The sequence below is a fragment of the Pseudomonas huaxiensis genome, assembly GCF_003231275.1.
Lineage (GTDB): Bacteria > Pseudomonadota > Gammaproteobacteria > Pseudomonadales > Pseudomonadaceae > Aquipseudomonas > Aquipseudomonas huaxiensis.
Map to the genome: position 1 here is coordinate 81,283 of NZ_QKVL01000008.1, position 18,120 is coordinate 99,402.

Consider the following 18,120-nt stretch of genomic DNA (forward strand, 5'->3'; position numbering starts at 1 on the left):
AGCGGCGAAGTCCGCCACGGTCCGATGCCAGGTTCGGGGAAGGATCAGGCCGAAGGCGTTGGCGCGTACTTGATGTAGTACAGAATGTTCGCGTTGATTGGCCGCGTTTCGGCATCTCCGCCGCCTACCGTGGGCGCCTGGGCACCATCCCATTCCGCCACGCTGCTGCAGCAGATGGCCGCGGCGTTATCCGCATCGTCCGTCGGCATGTGATTGATAGGGCCGGTAATATCGCCGGTCTTGGGTCGGCCGGTGGCGTCATCCTGCAGTGAGCCTACTGTGCGCGAGCCGCCCTCCGGGTCGCGGTTCGCATTGTGATCGGTGCCCCTGAGGAAATAACCCCGGTAATCAGGAATACTGAACGTGTCATTCAGGCCTCCGGTGATGGCAAGTTCGAGTTCTTGATATTGACCAGAGCTCGGGTAAGTGGACCCGTCACACAGAAGCCACTGCGAAGCAGAGGGTGGCACATTCCCCGGGAATCCGATGATTGCGCCAATAGGGAACAAGTCGCAGGTGTCTGAGTCTTCAACGCTCAGCACATAGAAGTCTACGGCGACGTTGACCGGACGCGACTCCTCATCACCGCCACTGGCGGTGAAAGATACACTGCTGGAGTTCTGGTTCCATTCGGAATTGTCGTGTCCTGCACAGTGATCCGAGGTCTTTTCCGAATCGCCGATATTCACAGCTACCGTGAAAGGATTGACCGGCGCTGCCGTCGCCCAATCCTGCACCGATCCCACGGAGTCGCCTGTTGCACCTCCTTCGTCCATTGCAATTCGCGATTGCGCATCCGGGTCGCGCCCTGTTCCGTTGTCTACGCCTCGCAGGAAGCGCCCCCGATAATCAGGCACGTTAAACCCTCTAGCATCGCCTCCGTGAGTAGTCCCGATAGCGTTGTACAGTTCCGCATACATGGAATTGAACAAGATCTGTCCATTACATAAAAGGAATGATGATGCCAGATTGGCGCTGCCCGACTGGTTCGGACCTGCGAAGGCTGCAATAACCCCGGTAGGCAGGGCAGCCGTGCCGAAGAGCTTGATAATGTAATTGACGTAGGCATTGAGCGGACGGGTTTCGGCGTCTCCACCTCCGGTTGACGAAAACGTCTGGGCGCTGCTCGGTTCGAGCATATCCGCGTTGGTGCCGCTGTAGGCACAGTGGTCATCCGTTGGAACGTGGGGTATCAGGGCATTGAACGGAACGGTCGGTGTGGCCGTGGCAAACGCCTGGACACTACCGACGCGCGCGCCTGTTGCTGCGCCACTGCGAGGCGCTGTCCGGGTGGCAGCGTTCTTGTCGACCGTGCCGCTTTGATCGACGCCGCGCAGAAAATACCCCTGATAGTCCGGGATATTGAAGTAGCTGTTACCATCTCCGCCATTGCAAGTACCGATCACCGAAAATAGATCAGAATAGAGTGAAATTGCTAGCTCACTGCCATCGCAAATTGACCAGCCTGCCGAGAGGAGTTGAGTGTTGTTCAAGTTGCCTGCATACGGCAAAACTGCGCCGACCGGCACGGAAAGTCCCTGGTTGTTCATGCGTTTCTCCTATTGAGGACGGCACTGGCCATCCGTTGCGTCAAAGCGAGACACTTGAAGTTTCAAGTTCGAGTGGGCGCGCCTGATGAGTACCGAGCTGTTGAAAGCTAGTTTTCCGGATCATGCAGATTCAATAAAAAATAACGCTTGGCGTATGCGCGATAAATGGAGAAGTAATGTCTTGGGTATAACCGATAACGTATTTATCGCCCAACGTTCAGGCCAACAGGATTGTGGGTTGACTACTTGAGTTCAAGGTGTCCAAGTGTTCGCTTTTGCTGAATATGGTTACTTGTTCAGACGTCGTGGTAATAACGACACTGTCGAGTAATGCCGTGCTCTGCATGACTTGATATATCGGCACTCCATGGCCTGATTGAACGAGGTCAGTCTGGCACGCGGTAGTGGCGTTTGAATATCACCAAAATCAGGTATATCGATACCCAAAACCGCTGAATCGTCAGGTGAGGCTTGCATCTCGGTCGGCCTCGAAATACTGTATGGATATTCAGTGTTTCGAGAGCGGGCCCATGCAACTCATCGCCAAGCTCGGCATCCTCGCCGACGCCGCCAAGTACGACGCCTCCTGTGCCAGCAGCGGTGCGCCCAAGCGCAGTTCGAAGGGCCGCGACGGGATCGGCGCCACCGACGGCATGGGCATCTGCCACAGCTACACGCCGGACGGGCGCTGCGTATCGCTGCTCAAGGTGCTGTTGACCAACTTCTGTCTCTACGACTGCCAATACTGCATCAACCGCCGCTCCAGCAATGTGCCGCGGGCGCGTTTCACGCCCGAGGAGGTGGTGCGCCTGACCCTGGATTTCTACCGGCGCAACTGCGTCAGCGGGCTTTTTCTCAGTTCCGGGATCATCCGCTCGGCGGACTACACCATGGAGCAACTGGTACGGGTGGCGCGGCTGCTGCGGGAAGAGCACAACTTTCGCGGCTATATCCACCTCAAGACCATCCCCGATGCCGACCCGCTGTTGATCGAGGAAGCCGGGCGCCTGGCTGACCGGCTCAGCGTCAATATCGAGCTGCCCAGCGACGCCAGCCTCAAGCGCCTGGCACCGGAAAAACAGATCGCCACCATTCGCCAGGCCATGGGTACCATTCACCAGGGGCAACTGGCGGTGGCGGGTGAGGCGAGGGCGCCGCGCTTCACGCCGGGGGGACAGAGTACCCAGATGATCGTCGGCGCCGACGCCTCGGACGACCGCACCATTCTGAGCAACGCCGAGTCGCTGTATCAGGGCTATGGCCTGCGGCGCGTCTATTACTCGGCGTTCAGCCCGATCCCCGACAGCCCCGACAGCGTGCCCCTGGCCGCGCCGCCACTGCTGCGCGAGCACCGTCTGTACCAGGCCGATTTCCTTATGCGTGGCTACGGCTACAAGGCCGGCGAGTTGCTCAGCGAGTCGAGCAACCTGGCCCTGGACATCGATCCCAAGCTGGCCTGGGCGCTGTCCAACCGCGAGGTGTTTCCGGTGGACATCAACCGCGCCGAGCCGGCGCTGCTGGCGCGCATTCCCGGGATCGGCCTGCGTAGCGTGCAGCGGTTGGTGGCGCTGCGACGCGAGCGGCGGGTGCGCTACGACGATCTGATCCAGTTACGATGCGTGCTCGACAAGGCCCGGCCCTTTATCGTCACCAGCGACTATCGCCCAGCCGTGGCAGAGATGCGCAGCGGCCTGCTGCGGGCGCGTTTGCGCGAGCCGCAGGCGCCGGTGCAGATGGGGCTGTGGGGATGATCGCGCTGGATTGCGACGACCATTTCGACACCTGGCGCGAGCAGGCGCGTAATCTGCTTGGCCATGGCATCGATCCTGCCGAGGTGACCTGGAGCCAAGGCCCGATGCAGGACCTGCTGGCCACTCCCGAGGCGCTGCCCGCCGGGGCCGGACCGTTCCGGGCGCGGGTGCCGGCGGAGCTGCTGGGGCACCTGCAACTGGCGGCCCGCTACCAGGGCGAGCAACGCTGGAGCCTGTTGTACGAGGTGCTCTGGCGCGTGGCCCATGGTGATCGCACCGCGATGCTGGCCGGCGATCGACTGGGCAGCGAGCTGCAACGACGGATCAAGCAGGTCACTCGCGAGGCCCATCATCTGCATGCGTTCGTTAGGTTCGTGCCGCTTCCCGAAACCCTGGCCGAGCACCTGCAACTGGATCTGGTGGCCTGGCACGAGCCGGCCCACGACATCCTCGAAAGCGCCAGCGGCCACTTCGCCGACCGTCTGGGTCGTCAGCGCTGGCTGATTGCGACACCGCGGGACGGCATCCGCTTCGATGGCGAGGCGCTGGACTATCGCCGCCACTGTCCCGAAGACTGGCGCCAGTGGGCGCAGCATGCCGAAGACCCTGACGCCGAGCTGTGGCGGACCTACTACCGACACACCTTCAACCCGGCCCGGGTCAACCCTGATGCATTGCGCCAGCACCTGCCCGGGCGCTTCTGGCGCAACCTGCCGGAAGGTGACCTGATTCCACGGCTGGTGGGTCAGGCGCGACAGGGCAAACAGCGCGACGGCCAGGCGCAGGAGGTGGCGGCGCAGGGTGGCAAGAAAATCGTAGGCGGGGGCGCGCAACGGCCCCGAACTGGAGGGTAACGCCATGCACAAGGCCGATCGCCTGTTCCAACTGGTCAATCTCATTCGTGTTCACCAGCCCATTACTGCCGAACGACTGGCCGAGCGCATCGGTGTATCGGTCCGCTCGGTCTACCGCTACATCGACGACCTGTCCCTGAGCGGTGTGCCGGTCTACGGTACCACCGGCGTCGGGTATGCCCTGGACGCCGGCTTCGAGATGCCGCCATTACGTTTGAGCCGCATCGAGGCCGACGCGCTGATGCTGGGCATGGAGATGCTCGCCGGCAGCGCCGACAACGAGCTGGCCGGCGCTGCGCGGACGCTGTTGAGCAAGGTGTCGGCCAGTTCCCCGCAGCAGTCCATCGACCCGCAAAAGAGCCCCGTTCGCGCACTGGGTACCACCAGTGCCATTACCCGCGGTCATCTGAGCACGCTGCGCCAGGCCATCGAGCACAAGCGGGTGCTGTGCATTTCCTACACCAGCCTTGACGGCGCGGTGTCGCGACGGTCGATTCAGCCTATCGGCCTGTTCTACTGGGGAGGCAAATGGACGGTGGGCAGTTGGTGCAACACCCGCACCGCCTACCGTGATTTTCGTGTCGATCGTATCGCTTCCATCACCACCAGCGAAGAGCCCTGGCGGGACAGCCCGCAGATCGCTCTGCGCACCTATATGCGTCACCAATCCGGTGCCTGGCGTACTGACAGCACGCTGTCAGTATGACCCGCGGATACTGGGGCTTCCTCAAACCAAGGGAAGCACTGATCCATGTCTCACGATACCCATGTTCTCGAGCTCGCCATTTTCACCGTCAAACCGCAATTCGTCGGGCAGATGCCTGACTTGCGCGATAGCCTGCGCGAAGCCTTGAAGAGTTTTCCGGGCCTGATCGCCTACCGCGGTTATTGTCCGATGGATCAGGGCCGCATGTTCGTCGACATCGCCGAATGGGAAAACCATGAGTGCGCTGTTGCCGTTGCCAGCGCGTTCAATAACGGCGACAGGCGTTTCGCGGGTTATATGAACGCGATCGAAAGCCTGTCATTCATGAGTCACTTCGTGCCCGAGGCCCGGTAATCGATGTTCAGCCTTTGTCTGGCTGCCGATGCCGGGCATAGATGACCGAACCACCCGTTGTCGCGGTCGTCCGGGTTTGCAGCTCGAAGCTCTCGGGGTACGCCCTGATCAGATCGCTGAGCTTCTTGTAGCCGTGGGTGCGCGGGTCGAAAGCGGGTCGCAGCTTGCTGATATTGGTGCCCAGCGCGCCCAACTGTATCCAGCCATCTTCGTCGGCAATGTCATCCAGCACTTTGGCGATAAAGCCCACTGGCGCCTTGGGTGGCTTGCTGGTGGTGGGCTTATCGCCGTTTTTCGGCGATTCCACCGTGGCAAGCGGTTCCGGCTCGGGCCGGCCGTTGCCCGTGGCAGCGAGAACGCTGTCATGCAGCAGCTCGGTGTAGATGAACTTGTCGCAAGCCACCACGAACGGCTTTGGTGTTTTTTCCTCGCCGAAGCCATAGACCGTCAGGCCCTCCTCACGCAATCGCGAGGCGAGCCGGGTGAAGTCGCTGTCGCTCGACACCAGGCAGAAACCGTCGAAACGCCGGGTGTACAGCAGGTCCATGGCATCGATGATCAGCGAACTGTCAGTGGCGTTCTTGCCCTTGGTGTAGGCGAACTGCTGGATAGGCTGGATGGAATGATCGAGCAGCACCTTTTTCCAGCCGCCCAGTTGCGGGCCGGTCCAGTCGCCATAAATGCGCTTGACGTTGGCAATGCCATATTTGGCGATTTCCTCGAACAGCCCCTGGACGATGCTCGCTGCGGCGTTGTCGGCGTCGATCAGGACAGCCAGGCGTTTTTGCGTGTGGGAAGCGTGAGTGATGGCCATGGATCATCCTTGGGTCTGGTGTCTTCAGTGCCGTGTTTTCTGGCCTGCATTTTTTTCGGAAGAGGCCCTATAGTGGCGGTTTGATATTTGCCGTACAGGAGTTGGCCGATGCCATTCGTTCCCGCGTTTTTCGATTACCTGATCACCCATTTCCAACAGGATGAGCGGCGGCGGATGTTGTCTTCGCTGGCTGTCACTGTAGCTCCCGAACTCTGGGTCAGTCTGGAGTCTGCGGCATTGCTTGATATCAATCGCGAGCGGTTCGGGCTGGGCGAGCGGCTGGGTGAATGGAGCAATGTGCCTCGTTGGCTGATCGCTGCGGAACGCTACAAGGTGGATTTGTGGGTTCAGGACCTGCGCGAGGAGGAGCCATCGGTTTCCATCGAATTCAAGGTGGTCCACAACAACAAGAACGCTTTTACCAAGGTTCTGGAGATTCGCCGCGACCTCGCCAAGACTATCCCGCGCATTGCCTGCAATGACAGCGTTGAGCGCTGGGGCATCGTCATGCTGGTGTTTTCGCGCTTCTATGACGGCCAGTCGGGCGCTTATGTCTACCACCCGGAATTTCATTCTCGCGAAGACATGTTGACCGCATTCGCGGCAGCGCTGGACGACGAAGATCCCTGGTACGGCGGTGCTCCACGTCTTGAGCTGGCGATGGCGCCGGTACTTGTGTGCGACACCGCGACGGCGAACTTTATCGATCCGGGGAAAGAGCCTTCGGGGATCTATCTGGCGCTGGTTCGCTGCAAGCCTTAGAGCTGCCGGGGTAGTTGCCCAAGATAAGCATTGCTGGCAATTTGCCATGCGGTTGGATTGCCAATCGCTTGTGCGGCTGCTTTTGGTGCGCTGGGGTATCCAGCGGTGGGTTCGCCAGCATTTCAAGGTGCTCGAGGATTTCGACGCGCACACCAAGGGCCGTTGAGTCCTTCGCTCAGACCATCACCCGCTCGATCACCACGCCCGGCATCATCGAACGCAGCCCTTCCTCCAGCCGCTCGCCCGCTTCGTGCAGGGCGTCGAGTGGCATTTGCGGCAGGCTTTCGAGGATGAACCACATGTGCCGGGCCTGTTCATCCAGGCGCGTGCGCACACCCTGACGCCAGTTCCAGCGGCGGCAGGTGACACCGCTGTCATCGCGCCAGACCACTTCGCCGGGCTCCGGGGCTTCGTTGAACGGCTGGCCGTCCTTCACCGTGTCGAACGACTCGCTGCCATCGGCGATCACTAACTGCGGCGTACCGTTGTAGGCGGCGAGGTTTTCGCCGCCGACGGGAATGGCGTATTCCAGGCTGATGGCGTTGTACAGATTGACAAGCGGGTCGATGCTCGGCAGTTTGCCGTCCCGCTGAAAGCGCTTGCGTAGCGCCTCGGCGGAGCAGGGCGTGCGTTGCGGCTTGGCGCCGAAACCACGGAACACCTCAGCCCAGGCGGTGAGGTGGGCGTCGGCCCAGGCCGGGCCGTTGCCGGCCAGTACCTGCTCGGCGCGCTGCATGGCGGCGTCGGCGGCGCTGGGGTTGATGAGCGGTGCGGCCTCGACGGTGATGCTCAGGGCGCGGAAACCAGGGGCGAGGCGGGTGACGTCGGGGGCCACCTGAGGGATAACGCACAGCATCGATTCGGTTCTCCAGGGCAACGCTTGATAAGGCAGGGCAGGTCGGTATTTCTACCACTGGCCGACATTAGCCATGATGAATAGCGCGAATGCGAAATCAGTTTTTCTAATAACGATTCAGGAAGATTCCGTCATGCGTGAAAGAAAGTCGGCCCGGTTGCTGGTGATCAGCCCCGGTCAGGAAGTGCTGCTGTTCAGGTTCGTGCATACGGATGATGCTCTGGCCGGCAAGGACCACTGGGCTACGCCCGGGGGCGGTCTGGAGCAGGATGAGAGCTTCCGGCAGGCGGCGATCCGTGAATTGTTCGAGGAAACCGGTATCGACGTCGACGAGGTTGGCGAGCCGGTGGGTGATCGGCGGTTCGTCATGCGCCTGCCCAGTGGCGAGGACGTGATTTCGGTGGAGCAGTATTTTGTCGTGCGGGCGTCTTCGCAGCAGTTGTCCCGTGCGGGCTGGACCGAGCATGAGACGCGGGTGATGGCGGAGCATCATTGGTGGTCCGAGCAAGAGTTGCGCACGACTCGGGCGACGGTTTATCCGGAAGGGTTGCTGGAAATGATGGCGCTGGCGCAGGCTCGTGGCGGCTGAGCGACCAGCGTCAGGAAATCACCGTCGCCCTCAACGTCTTGATCAGCAACCCATAAAGACTGTCTACCGGCTGCGATCCCTGCGAGTTACGGCTGCGGTACACCGCCACTTCCATCGGCTCCAGCGGTCCCAGGTTGTGTTCCGCGCCGAGGATTTCCAGGTGCTCCGGCGCGCTGCAGCGGGTCAGCACGGCGACCGCCAGGCCGCTTTCCACAGCAGCAATCTGCCCGGCGAGGTTGGAGCTGTTATAGACCACCCGGTAATCACGGCCCTGCAATGCCAGGGAGTGAATGGCGCAGCGCCGCGCCAGGTTGGTGCTCTCGTAGGTGGCGATGGGCAACGGGTCACGGCGCCAGACGTCGAATTGCGGCGAGCCGACCCACACCAATGGTTCATGAAACAGTAAGGTGCCGCGCCTTGGGTGATCGCGGGAGATCAGCGCGAGGTCAAGCTCACCGCTCTCCACCCGGGGAATCAGCGCGGTGGACTGTTCGCAGTCCAGCTCGATATCCACCGCGCCATAGCGCAGGGCGAAGCGTTTGAGCACCGGGGTCAGGTACCTGGCCGCGTAGTCGTCGGGCACGCCAAGGCGGATCCGGCCGGTCAGTTCGTTGCCGCTGAAGGCGTGTTGGGCATCGCTGTGCAGGTCAAGGATGCGCCGGGCATAGCCCAGCAGCACCTGGCCGTCGGGCGTCAGTTGCTGCTGGCGTGAATCGCGCACCAGGAGTTGCCGGCCCACTGCGGCTTCGAGCTTCTTCAACTGCATGCTCACCGCCGACTGCGAGCGGTGCACTTCGGGCGCGGCATTGGACAGCGAGCCGGTATCCACCACCGCGACGAAGCACTTGAGCCAGTCGATCTGCAGGTCCTGCATGGAAAGCCGCCTCCCGTATTCGATTAACAAATAGCTGCGGCAAATAATATGCGCTTTTCGCGAAAGTGTGTCTGAGGGATAGTGGCGGCGTCCGTACACGCTTGAACGTAGCGTTCCATCCAAGAGATCGCCAGAGGAGGTAGTTGTGTTGTCGGTTGCCAAGGGTTCCACGGAGCTGGGGTTCAATGAAGTCTGGGGCGGGTTTAAACAACTGCTGCCTATTTCCATGTTCGTCGTCGTGTTCGGTCTGGCCTTTGGCCTGGCTGCGGCGCAGACAGGGCTGGATGGTGTTTCGATCATGTGGATGAGCACCCTGGTGTTTGCCGGCGCGTCGCAATTCGCCGCGCTGGATTTGTGGGGCGATCAGGTGCCGCTGGTGCCGTTGATCGTCACCGTGTTCGCCATCAATGCCCGCCACCTGCTAATGGGCGCCACGCTGTATCCGTGGCTGCGCGAACTGCCGCGTGCGCGGCGCTACGGGGTGATGCTGGTGGTGTCGGACGCCAACTGGGCGATGTCGATGCAGGCGCTGTCCGCCGGCAAGTCGGGGCTGGGCATTCTGCTGGGCGGCGGGCTCGCGTTGTGGAGCACCTGGATCCTCGGCACCTGGCTGGGCCTGTATTTCGGCAATCTGGTGAGCGACCCGGTGAGCTGGGGCCTGGACATGGTCATGGGCTGCTTCCTGCTGGCGATGGTGGTGGGCGGGCAGAAGAACCTGCGCATGCTGCTGATCTGGGCCATCGCTGCTGGTTCCGCGCTGTTGGCTTATTGGTATCTGCCGGAAAACAGTCATGTGGTAGTCGGCGCGCTGGCTGGCGGGATCGTCGGGGCGTTGTGGATGGAGAAGAAACATGAACATTGAAACCAGCGGCAACGGACCGCTGTTGATCATTTTGGTCATGGCGCTGGTGACCCTGGCGACACGCTGGGGCGGGGTGTTCGTGATGTCCTTTGTGCCCATCAGCCACCGCGTGCAGCAGTTTATCGGCGCGATGTCCGGTTCGGTGCTGGTGGCGGTGCTGACGCCGCTGGCGGTGAGTGGCGACAACGGCGCGCGGGTGGCGCTGGCGAGCACGGCCTTGGTGATGCTGCTGGTGAAGAAGCCGCTGCCGGCAATTGCTGCCGGGGTTGTCGCGGCGGCACTGTTTCGTCAGTTGGCGGGCTGAAAACCGGAGATGATGCCAGCCGGAGCAGGTCTGGCCCTATCGCTGCATGGGTATCTGCACATCTCGGAATTGTGTGACGGCCACGAGTTGCCTGTCAGAGGATCTGGTCATGGCCACCAAGTGCTAGCCGATAGTTTTTCAGCGCTCTCAAGATTGAGCGCCGCCCGCGCATCGCGAGCAAGCTCGCTCCTACATGGGTTTGCAACGTGCCATGGCCTGACAGACATAGACGCGTTGTAACAAATGTAGGAGCGAGCTTGCTCGCGATGCGCGGACGGCGCTCGGTCTTGAGAGCGATAGAGAACTTCCGGCATGCGCCTGGTGGCCACTACTCGGTCTTTTGACAGGCGCCTTCCAGCCATCACATGACCGAAAGATGTGTAGATCCCCATGCCTATCGCTGGCAAGCCAGCTCCCACCGGGTGTTGAGCGGAACTCAATTTCAGCGCCTGGCGCGGAACCCCATGGGAGCCCCAGCCCCAGACGCAACTCCCATGCTCTCATCGGTGATGGCGACTGGATATCTCGCCAAGGCTGATTATGCTTCAAGCGTGCGTGCAAAAAAGCGAGGCCGCCGCCTGTTCCAAAGGCCCGGCGCAGTCCGTGATCCGAAGTCATAAGCCTCTCTTGGCCAGAGTGCGTGCGAATGGATCGCGGGAAGCTCCGGCCTACCAGAACAAGACGGAGAACATCATGGCGGCAGTCGACAGTACGACCCCTGGCAGCGAACCCAGGCGCGGTATAACCAAAGAGGAACGCAAGGTGATCTTCGCCTCGTCCCTCGGTACGGTGTTCGAGTGGTACGACTTTTATCTCTATGGCTCCCTCGCGGCGATCATCGCCAAGCACTTCTTCGCCGGCGTCAATGAAACCACCTCCTTCATCTTCGCCCTGATGGCGTTCGCCGCCGGCTTTGCCGTGCGACCGTTCGGCGCGATCTTCTTCGGCCGCCTGGGCGACATGATCGGGCGCAAACACACCTTCCTCATCACCATCGTCATCATGGGTGTCTCCACCGCCGTGGTGGGACTGTTGCCCAGCTATTCCACCATCGGCGTGGCGGCGCCGATCATCCTGATCACCCTGCGCCTGTTGCAGGGTCTGGCGCTGGGTGGCGAGTACGGTGGGGCGGCGACCTACGTGGCGGAGCACGCACCCCCCGGCAAACGCGGTTTCTTCACCTCGTGGATTCAGACCACCGCGACCCTCGGCCTGTTTCTCTCGCTGCTGGTGATCCTCGCCTGCCGCACTATCCTCGGTACCGAGGCCTTCGAGGACTGGGGCTGGCGGATTCCGTTCCTGCTGTCGATCCTGCTGCTGATCGTCTCGGTGTACATCCGCATGCAGCTTCACGAGTCACCGGTGTTCAACAAGATGAAGGCCGAAGGCAGGGCGTCCAAGGCGCCGCTGACCGAATCCTTCGCCCGTTGGGACAACCTCAAAGTGGTGATCATGTCGCTGCTCGGCGGTACGGCGGGGCAGGCGGTGGTCTGGTACACCGGGCAGTTCTATGCGCTGTTCTTCCTGCTGCAGATGCTCAAGATCGACCCGCAGACCGCCAACCTGCTGATCGCCGGCTCGCTGCTGATCGGCACGCCGTTTTTCATCCTGTTCGGCAGCCTGTCGGACCGCATCGGTCGCAAGAAAATCATCATGGCTGGCTGCATCCTCGCGGCGCTGACCTACTTCCCGATCTTCAAGGGCCTGACCGAGTTCGGTAACCCCGACATCTACCGCGCCCAGGCGCAGAACCCGGTCACGGTGATCGCCGATCCCGCGCAGTGTTCGTTCCAGTTCGACCCGGTGGGCAAGGCGCGTTTCACCAGTTCCTGCGACCTGGCCAAGACCGTGCTGGCGAAAAAAGCCATCCCCTACGTGAACGAGAAAGCCGCGGCGGGCTCGGTGGCGCAGATTCGCATTGGCGACAAGGTGATCTCCAGCTTCGAAGGCACTGGTATGCCGGCGGCGGACTTCAAGACCAACAACGACGCCTTCACCGCGACCCTTGGCACAGCGCTGAAAGACGCCGGCTACCCGGAAAAAGCCGACCCGGCCAAGACCAACTACCCGATGGTGCTGTTGCTGCTAACCATCCTGGTGCTGTACGTGACCATGGTCTACGGGCCGATCGCCGCGTGGCTGGTGGAGCTGTTCCCGGCGCGGATCCGCTACACCTCGATGTCACTGCCGTACCACATCGGCAACGGCTGGTTCGGCGGTTTCCTGCCGACCGTGGCCTTCGCCATGGTTGCGGCGACCGGTGATATCTACTACGGGCTGTGGTACCCGATCGTCATTGCGGTGATGACGGCGATCCTCGGCACCTTCTTCCTGCCGGAAACCAAGGATCGAGAGATTCTTTGAACTGACGTTTTCGGGCCTTATCGCAGCAGAACTGCAGCGATAAGGCCCGGAAGCTTCACACGCCTTTGGTCGACGGCAACAGAATCGTCAGGATCCCCAGCAACGGCAGGTACGAGCACAAGGTGTACACCTCATTGATGCCGTGGATATCCGCCAGATACCCGAGCAGCGCCGCGCCAATCCCGCCGAAGCCGAACATCAGGCCGAAGAAAATCCCCGCAATCATCCCCACATTGCCCGGCACCAGTTCCTGCGCATACACCACGATGGCCGAGAACGCCGAGGCCATGATGAAGCCGATCACCACGCTCAGCACGCTGGTCCAGAACAGGTCCACGTAGGGCAGCGCCAGGGTGAACGGTGCGGCGCCAAGGATCGAGAACCAGATCACCGCCTTGCGGCCGATGCGGTCACCGATCGGCCCGCCGAAGAAGGTGCCTGCCGCAACCGCGCCGAGGAACAGGAACAGGTAGAGCTGCGAACTGGCCACCGACAGGTCGAATTTCTCGATCAGGTAGAAGGTGAAGTAGCTGGTGAAGCTGGTCATGTAGAAGTATTTGGAGAACACCAGCAGTGCCAGCACCACCAGGGCGAAGGTCACCCGGCCTTTCGACAGACCGTGGGTGGCCTGGCTGCCAGCCTTGAGCTTGAACAGCGTCAGGTGCTCGCGGTACCAGCGGCTCAGACCGTAGAGCACGCCGATGGCGAACAGCGCGAACAAAGCGAACCAGGCAGTGTGGCCCTGGCCATAAGGAATGATGATCGCCGCTGCCAGCAACGGGCCGAAGGCGCTGCCGGCATTGCCGCCGACCTGAAAGGTCGATTGCGCCAGGCCGTAGCGGCCGCCCGAGGCCAGCCGGGCGATACGCGAGGCCTCCGGGTGGAAGGTCGACGAGCCGATGCCGACCAGCGCCGAGGCGAGCAGGATCGACTCGAAACTGCCGACGAAGGCCAGCAACAGGATGCCGATCAGCGTGCAGATCGACCCCGTCGGCAGCAGCCAGGGCTTGGGATGACGGTCGGTGTGGTAACCGACCCAGGGTTGCAGTAGCGAGGCAGTGAGCTGGAAGGTCAGGGTGATCAGGCCGATCTGGGTGAAGCTCAGGCCGTAGTTGGCCTTGAGGATCGGGTAGATCGACGGCAGCACCGCCTGGATCAAGTCATTGATCAGGTGGGCGAGGGCGCAGGCGCCGATCACGCGCATGACCAAGGGGCTGGCCTGGCTCGCGACCGATGCGGTGGAGAAGGATGACGCGGTGGTACTGGTGGACATGCTGGACCTTCCGGGGCAAGGCGCGGCGCATTCGCTGCCGGCACTGCGGCCAGCGAAAAAATGCGCTCACGGGGGTTCAGGATCGAGTGACGCGAGGGCTATGCTAGGCGCCGGGTGAATGCCTGTCTCACGCGATTCGGGAGACGACTGTCGAGAAAAGGGCATGATGATCAGACCACTGGATGAATTTCTCCGCGCCATCGACCAGGCCGACTGGACGCTCAGCAGCAGCGCCACCGACTACCCGGAAAACTGGCAGATCCCGCCGCACGCCCATGAAAAGCATCAACTGATCTACGCCATCGAGGGCGTGATGGTGGTGCGTTCGGCACACAGCCAGTGGACCGTGCCGCCAAGCCGCGGCATCTGGATGCCCAAGGGGCAAGTGCACTCGATCCGCTGCGTCGGCGCAGTGAAGATGCGCAGCGTGTTCGTCCAGCCTGACGGGCAATTCGACCTCCCCGCGCAAACCTGCGCGGTGAGCGTTTCTCCCTTGCTCAGTGAATTGATCAAAGTCTCGGTGGCCATGCGTCACCCGCACGCGCCGGACTCCCGCGAGGCGCGGGTGATGCGCCTGATTCTCGACGAACTGGAGATACTTCCGACCTTGCCACTGAACCTGCCGCAACCCAGCGATCCGCGGTTGTGCACGGTCTGCGCGGCGCTGCAGCACAACCCCGGTGACAGTTCTACCCTGGCGGACTGGAGCGCGCACCTGAGCCTCGACGAGAAAACCATCCAGCGCCTGTTTCGCAAGGAAACCGGCATGACCTTCGGCCAGTGGCGCCAGCAGGCGCGGTTGCTGCTGGCACTGGAGCGGATTGCGGTGGGCGAGAAGATCATCGATGTCGCAGGTGAGCTGGGCTATGACAGCCCGAGCGCGTTCGCAGCGATGTTCAGGAAGCACTTCGGGCGTACACCGAGTCAGTTTTTTCGTTAAACGCAGAACCTGATTCAGCACGTTTCGTGAATCTTGATATTCCATTCGTTGCATTGATGCTCTATTCGCATTGAATGATGCTTCCTGGCAGGCCGGCCCTTCACCCGGGGCCGCGCACCGTGTTTGCGGACACGCATAACAATCACTCGCGAGAGCTGCCATGAACCGCCCGAGAACCCTCTACGACAAGCACATCGATTCCCACACCGTCTGCCCCCTCGACGACCACGGCCATGTGCTGCTGTACATCGACCGCCAGGTGGCCAACGAGTACACCAGCCCGCAAGCGTTCAGCGGTTTGCGCGAGGCGGGCCGCTCGGTGTGGCGACCTTCGGCGACGCTGTGTGTGGTCGACCACGTCAACCCGACAACACCGCAGCGCAGCGCGGCGATGGCGGATGCCGGTGGGGCGCGGCAGGTTTCATATTTCGCGGAAAACTGCCGGGACTTCGGTATCGAGCTGTTCGATGTGCTGGACAAGCGCCAGGGCATCGAGCATGTGGTAGCGCCGGAGCAAGGCTTCATCCTGCCGGGCATGGTGGTCGCGGCCGGCGACAGCCACACCACCACCTATGGTGCACTGGGGGCGTTTGGCTTCGGCATCGGCACGTCGGAAATCGAACACCTGCTGGCGACCCAGACCCTGGTCTACAAGCGCCTGAAAACCCTGCGCGTCACCGTGCGCGGCGTGCTGGGGCTGGGGGTGACGTCCAAGGACATCATCATGGCCCTGATCCGTCGCATCGGCGCCGCCGGGGCCACTGGTTACGCCATCGAATTCGCCGGGCCGGCCATTGATGCCCTGAGCGTTGAAGCACGCATGACCATCTGCAACATGGCGGTGGAAGCGGGGGCGCGAGGAGCCTTCATGGCGCCGGACGACAAAGTGTTCGCCTACCTCAAGGACAAGCCCCGGGCCCCGCGCGGCGCCCTGTGGGAGCGGGCCGTGGCGCGCTGGCGCGAGCTGTACAGCGACCCCGGCGCGGTGTTCGACCGCGAGGTCGAAGTGGATGCCGCGGCACTGGAACCGATGGTCACCTGGGGCACCAGCCCGGACCAGGCCGCGCCCATCGGCGAGCGAGTACCTGACCCAACCCTGGAGAGCGACCTTATTCGCCGCCAGGACCTGCAACGGGCACTGCGCTACATGGGGCTGGAGGCGGGGACGCGGTTGAATGAAATTGCGATCAGCCACGCCTTCATCGGTTCCTGCACCAATGCACGCATCGAAGACCTGCGCGACGTTGCGCGGGTGGTACGCGGGCGCAAGGTCGCGGCCACGGTGCGGGCGATGATCGTGCCCGGCTCGACCCTGGTCCGTGCCCAGGCGGAAGCCGAGGGTTTGGCGCAGGTGTTCCGCGAGGCCGGCTTCGAGTGGCGGCAGTCCGGCTGCTCCATGTGCCTGGCGATGAATGACGACGTACTGGCCGCCGGCGACCGTTGTGCCTCAAGTACCAACCGCAATTTCGAGGGCCGCCAGGGCGCCGGAGCGCGCACGCACCTGATGAGCCCGGCCATGGTCGCCGCCGCTGCGGTCAGCGGCTATCTGACCGACGTTCGCCACTTCGCCCTGGAGGCCTGACATGCAACCTTTCGATAGCGTCTGCGGCACGGCCGCGCCCTTGCTCGCCGCCAACGTCGACACCGATGTGATCATGCCCAAGCAGTTCCTCAAGGGGATCGACCGCGCCGGGCTGGACCGTGGTGTGTTCTTCGACCTGCGCTTCCTCCCTGATGGTCAGCCCGACCCGGCATTCGTGCTGAATCAGGCACCCTGGCAGTGGTCACGGTTTCTGGTGGTGGGGCCGAATTTCGGCTGCGGTTCGAGTCGTGAACACGCTGTGTGGGGGCTCAAGCAGCTCGGGATACGAGCCCTGATCGGCAGCAGTTTCGCCGGGATCTTTTTCGACAACTGCCAGCGCAATGGTGTGTTGCTGATCCAGTTGCCGGAAGCGCAGGTGCAGGAGATCGGCGCGATGGTGGGAGCGGCGGGGGAGGCTGAAATCTGCATTGATCTGCCGGAGCAGGAGATTCGCCTGCGCAACGGGCAGACCATCGGTTTCGAGATCGACCGGCTGCGCAAGGAGTCGCTGGTGCTGGGACTGGATGCGATCGGCAGCACCTTGCAGCGGACGGCGCAGATCCGGGACTTCGAGGCGGCGCATTTGCGGGCCAATCCGTGGCTGGCGTGACGCTCAATATCGACCCAAGGAAAAATGTCTTCCACGGGTAGGAAAACCTCTCCTGGCTGCCAAGCTGTCGCGGCAGTTGCAGGAGCAGGTGGCGAAGGTGGTGATTTGAGTCGGGGTGAGGGTTTATACGGCGAATCGCTGGCAAGCCAGCGATGCCCCGCGCAAGCGGCGTTCGGTCTCATTCCGGGACCGTACACCTAGAGATCAGTCGGCTGACACTTGGTGACAGGCACTCATGGCCTTTGCCCAATATCTCTTCGACCCAAACACCTTCCCTAACTCCCACAAACCTCATCTAAACTGCCCACCCCACCGCCGCCCACGGACCCCGCGCAATGCTCGAAGAAGGACTTTCCCGCCTAAGCGCCTACCTGCTCTACCTCACACCCGGTTTCCTGCTCTGCGCCCTGTGGTTCTGGCTCACACCAAAGCACCAGGCGGGCATGCGTATTCTTGTCCTGCTGCTGACCTTCGTGCTGCTTCGCGACGCGATGACGCCCCAGGGCCTGTGGTCGCTGTCGGATCAGGTCCAGATTGGCTTCATCGCCAACCCGCTGGTGCTGGCCGCGCTGGGCCTGCTGTCACTGGCGCTGGTCGCTCTGCTGGCACGGGTGGCGCCGGAGTTGTGGGCGCTGTTGGTCTGGCGCAGGGGAAATGCTGGCCTTGGGCTGTTCCTCGGCCTGTTGGCCGGTCTCGTCATCGGCCTGCCGTTGCGGCTGTATCAGGGCAATGGATTCGAAGCCGGCGGCCTCTGGTTCGGCGGCTTGCTGATGCTGGCGTACGGCGGCAACGCACTGGAAGAAGTGCTGTGTCGCGGGATGCTGCAAGGTCACCTGGAACAGCACACCAGCGCCCTGCGCGCTGCCCTCGGCAGCGCCGTCGCTTTCGCCGCCTGCCACGCGTTTCTGGCCCTGAGCGTCACGCAAGTGGGCTGGCCAATTCTGGCGTTCACCTTGATCGAGGGCCTGGTCTGCGCACTGCTGCGGATGCGCTACGGCATCCTCGCGGCCATCGCGGCGCACGGCACGGCGATCCTGTTGATCGCGGTGCCGATGAGCCAGGGCTGAAGCGGCCC

The 18,120-nt window shown here is 62.3% G+C and carries 18 protein-coding genes; 13 read left to right on the forward strand and 5 right to left on the reverse strand.

Features of this window, described 5'->3' with window-relative positions; all coding sequences use genetic code 11:
- Positions 1 to 44: 44 nt before the first annotated feature.
- Complete coding sequence (locus DM374_RS12070; protein ID WP_110970007.1) at positions 45 to 1,550, reverse strand: tail fiber protein; 1,506 nt, start codon at positions 1,548 to 1,550, stop codon at positions 45 to 47.
- Positions 1,551 to 2,080: 530 nt separating this feature from the next.
- On the opposite strand from DM374_RS12070, the gene DM374_RS12075 reads away from it, so the two are divergent.
- From DM374_RS12075 to DM374_RS12090, 4 genes are read left to right on the forward strand one after another with little or no spacing between them, the layout of a single operon-like run.
- Entirely contained in the window at positions 2,081 to 3,301 is a 1,221-nt protein-coding gene (locus DM374_RS12075) for a putative DNA modification/repair radical SAM protein (RefSeq protein WP_110970008.1), read from the forward strand.
- Positions 3,298 to 4,155 carry a TIGR03915 family putative DNA repair protein gene (locus tag DM374_RS12080; protein WP_110970009.1) on the forward strand — a complete coding sequence of 286 codons (858 nt, stop codon included), beginning with the start codon at positions 3,298 to 3,300 and terminating at the stop codon, positions 4,153 to 4,155. Before DM374_RS12075 ends, DM374_RS12080 begins: the two co-directional genes overlap by 4 nt.
- A 4-nt stretch (positions 4,156 to 4,159) precedes the next feature.
- On the forward strand, positions 4,160 to 4,861 hold the full coding sequence (locus tag DM374_RS12085) for a helix-turn-helix transcriptional regulator (RefSeq protein WP_110970010.1): 702 nt from the start codon (positions 4,160 to 4,162) through the stop codon (positions 4,859 to 4,861).
- Between the two features lie 45 nt (positions 4,862 to 4,906).
- Positions 4,907 to 5,215, forward strand: a complete 309-nt coding sequence (locus DM374_RS12090) for a hypothetical protein (protein WP_110970011.1) — start codon at positions 4,907 to 4,909, stop codon at positions 5,213 to 5,215.
- 7 nt (positions 5,216 to 5,222) lie between these two features.
- On the opposite strand, the gene DM374_RS12095 is transcribed toward DM374_RS12090, so the two are convergent.
- Positions 5,223 to 6,029, reverse strand: coding sequence for an NYN domain-containing protein (locus tag DM374_RS12095; RefSeq protein WP_110970012.1), 807 nt, complete (start codon positions 6,027 to 6,029; stop codon positions 5,223 to 5,225).
- 108 nt (positions 6,030 to 6,137) lie between these two features.
- Between DM374_RS12095 and DM374_RS12100 the strand changes: the two genes are divergently transcribed.
- Positions 6,138 to 6,791, forward strand: coding sequence for a hypothetical protein (locus DM374_RS12100; protein ID WP_110970013.1), 654 nt, complete (start codon positions 6,138 to 6,140; stop codon positions 6,789 to 6,791).
- 175 nt (positions 6,792 to 6,966) lie between these two features.
- On the opposite strand, the gene DM374_RS12105 is transcribed toward DM374_RS12100, so the two are convergent.
- A complete protein-coding gene (locus DM374_RS12105; RefSeq protein ID WP_110970014.1) occupies positions 6,967 to 7,647 on the reverse strand; it encodes a B3/B4 domain-containing protein in 681 nt (226 codons plus the stop codon).
- A 133-nt stretch (positions 7,648 to 7,780) separates the two neighbouring features.
- Here DM374_RS12105 and DM374_RS12110 point away from each other — a divergent pair, with 133 nt between their 5' ends.
- On the forward strand, positions 7,781 to 8,236 hold the full coding sequence (locus DM374_RS12110) for an NUDIX hydrolase (protein ID WP_110970015.1): 456 nt from the start codon (positions 7,781 to 7,783) through the stop codon (positions 8,234 to 8,236).
- A 10-nt stretch (positions 8,237 to 8,246) separates the two neighbouring features.
- Here DM374_RS12110 and DM374_RS12115 read toward each other — a convergent pair whose 3' ends face one another.
- Complete coding sequence (locus DM374_RS12115) at positions 8,247 to 9,110, reverse strand: LysR family transcriptional regulator (RefSeq protein ID WP_110970016.1); 864 nt, start codon at positions 9,108 to 9,110, stop codon at positions 8,247 to 8,249.
- Positions 9,111 to 9,255: 145 nt separating this feature from the next.
- Between DM374_RS12115 and DM374_RS12120 the strand changes: the two genes are divergently transcribed.
- The 3 genes from DM374_RS12120 (at position 9,256) to DM374_RS12130 (ending at position 12,640) form a co-directional block, all read left to right on the forward strand.
- Entirely contained in the window at positions 9,256 to 9,972 is a 717-nt protein-coding gene (locus DM374_RS12120; protein ID WP_225422484.1) for an AzlC family ABC transporter permease, read from the forward strand.
- Entirely contained in the window at positions 9,962 to 10,276 is a 315-nt protein-coding gene (locus DM374_RS12125) for an AzlD family protein (RefSeq protein WP_110970017.1), read from the forward strand. Before DM374_RS12120 ends, DM374_RS12125 begins: the two co-directional genes overlap by 11 nt.
- Positions 10,277 to 10,969: 693 nt before the next feature.
- The gene (locus DM374_RS12130; protein ID WP_110970018.1) at positions 10,970 to 12,640 is read left to right on the forward strand and encodes an MFS transporter; all 1,671 of its coding nucleotides are present in this window, start codon (positions 10,970 to 10,972) and stop codon (positions 12,638 to 12,640) included.
- A 55-nt stretch (positions 12,641 to 12,695) separates the two neighbouring features.
- On the opposite strand, the gene DM374_RS12135 is transcribed toward DM374_RS12130, so the two are convergent.
- Complete coding sequence (locus DM374_RS12135; protein WP_110970019.1) at positions 12,696 to 13,913, reverse strand: MFS transporter; 1,218 nt, start codon at positions 13,911 to 13,913, stop codon at positions 12,696 to 12,698.
- A 166-nt stretch (positions 13,914 to 14,079) separates the two neighbouring features.
- On the opposite strand from DM374_RS12135, the gene DM374_RS12140 reads away from it, so the two are divergent.
- From DM374_RS12140 to DM374_RS12155, 4 genes are all read left to right on the forward strand, one after another.
- Entirely contained in the window at positions 14,080 to 14,853 is a 774-nt protein-coding gene (locus DM374_RS12140; RefSeq protein WP_110970115.1) for an AraC family transcriptional regulator, read from the forward strand.
- Between the two features lie 160 nt (positions 14,854 to 15,013).
- A complete protein-coding gene (gene leuC, locus DM374_RS12145) occupies positions 15,014 to 16,435 on the forward strand; it encodes a 3-isopropylmalate dehydratase large subunit (RefSeq protein ID WP_110970020.1) in 1,422 nt (473 codons plus the stop codon).
- 1 nt (position 16,436) lies between these two features.
- Entirely contained in the window at positions 16,437 to 17,045 is a 609-nt protein-coding gene (leuD, locus tag DM374_RS12150) for a 3-isopropylmalate dehydratase small subunit (RefSeq protein WP_110970021.1), read from the forward strand.
- 335 nt (positions 17,046 to 17,380) lie between these two features.
- A complete protein-coding gene (locus DM374_RS12155) occupies positions 17,381 to 18,112 on the forward strand; it encodes a CPBP family intramembrane glutamic endopeptidase (protein WP_110970022.1) in 732 nt (243 codons plus the stop codon).
- The last annotated feature ends 8 nt before the right edge of the window (positions 18,113 to 18,120 follow it).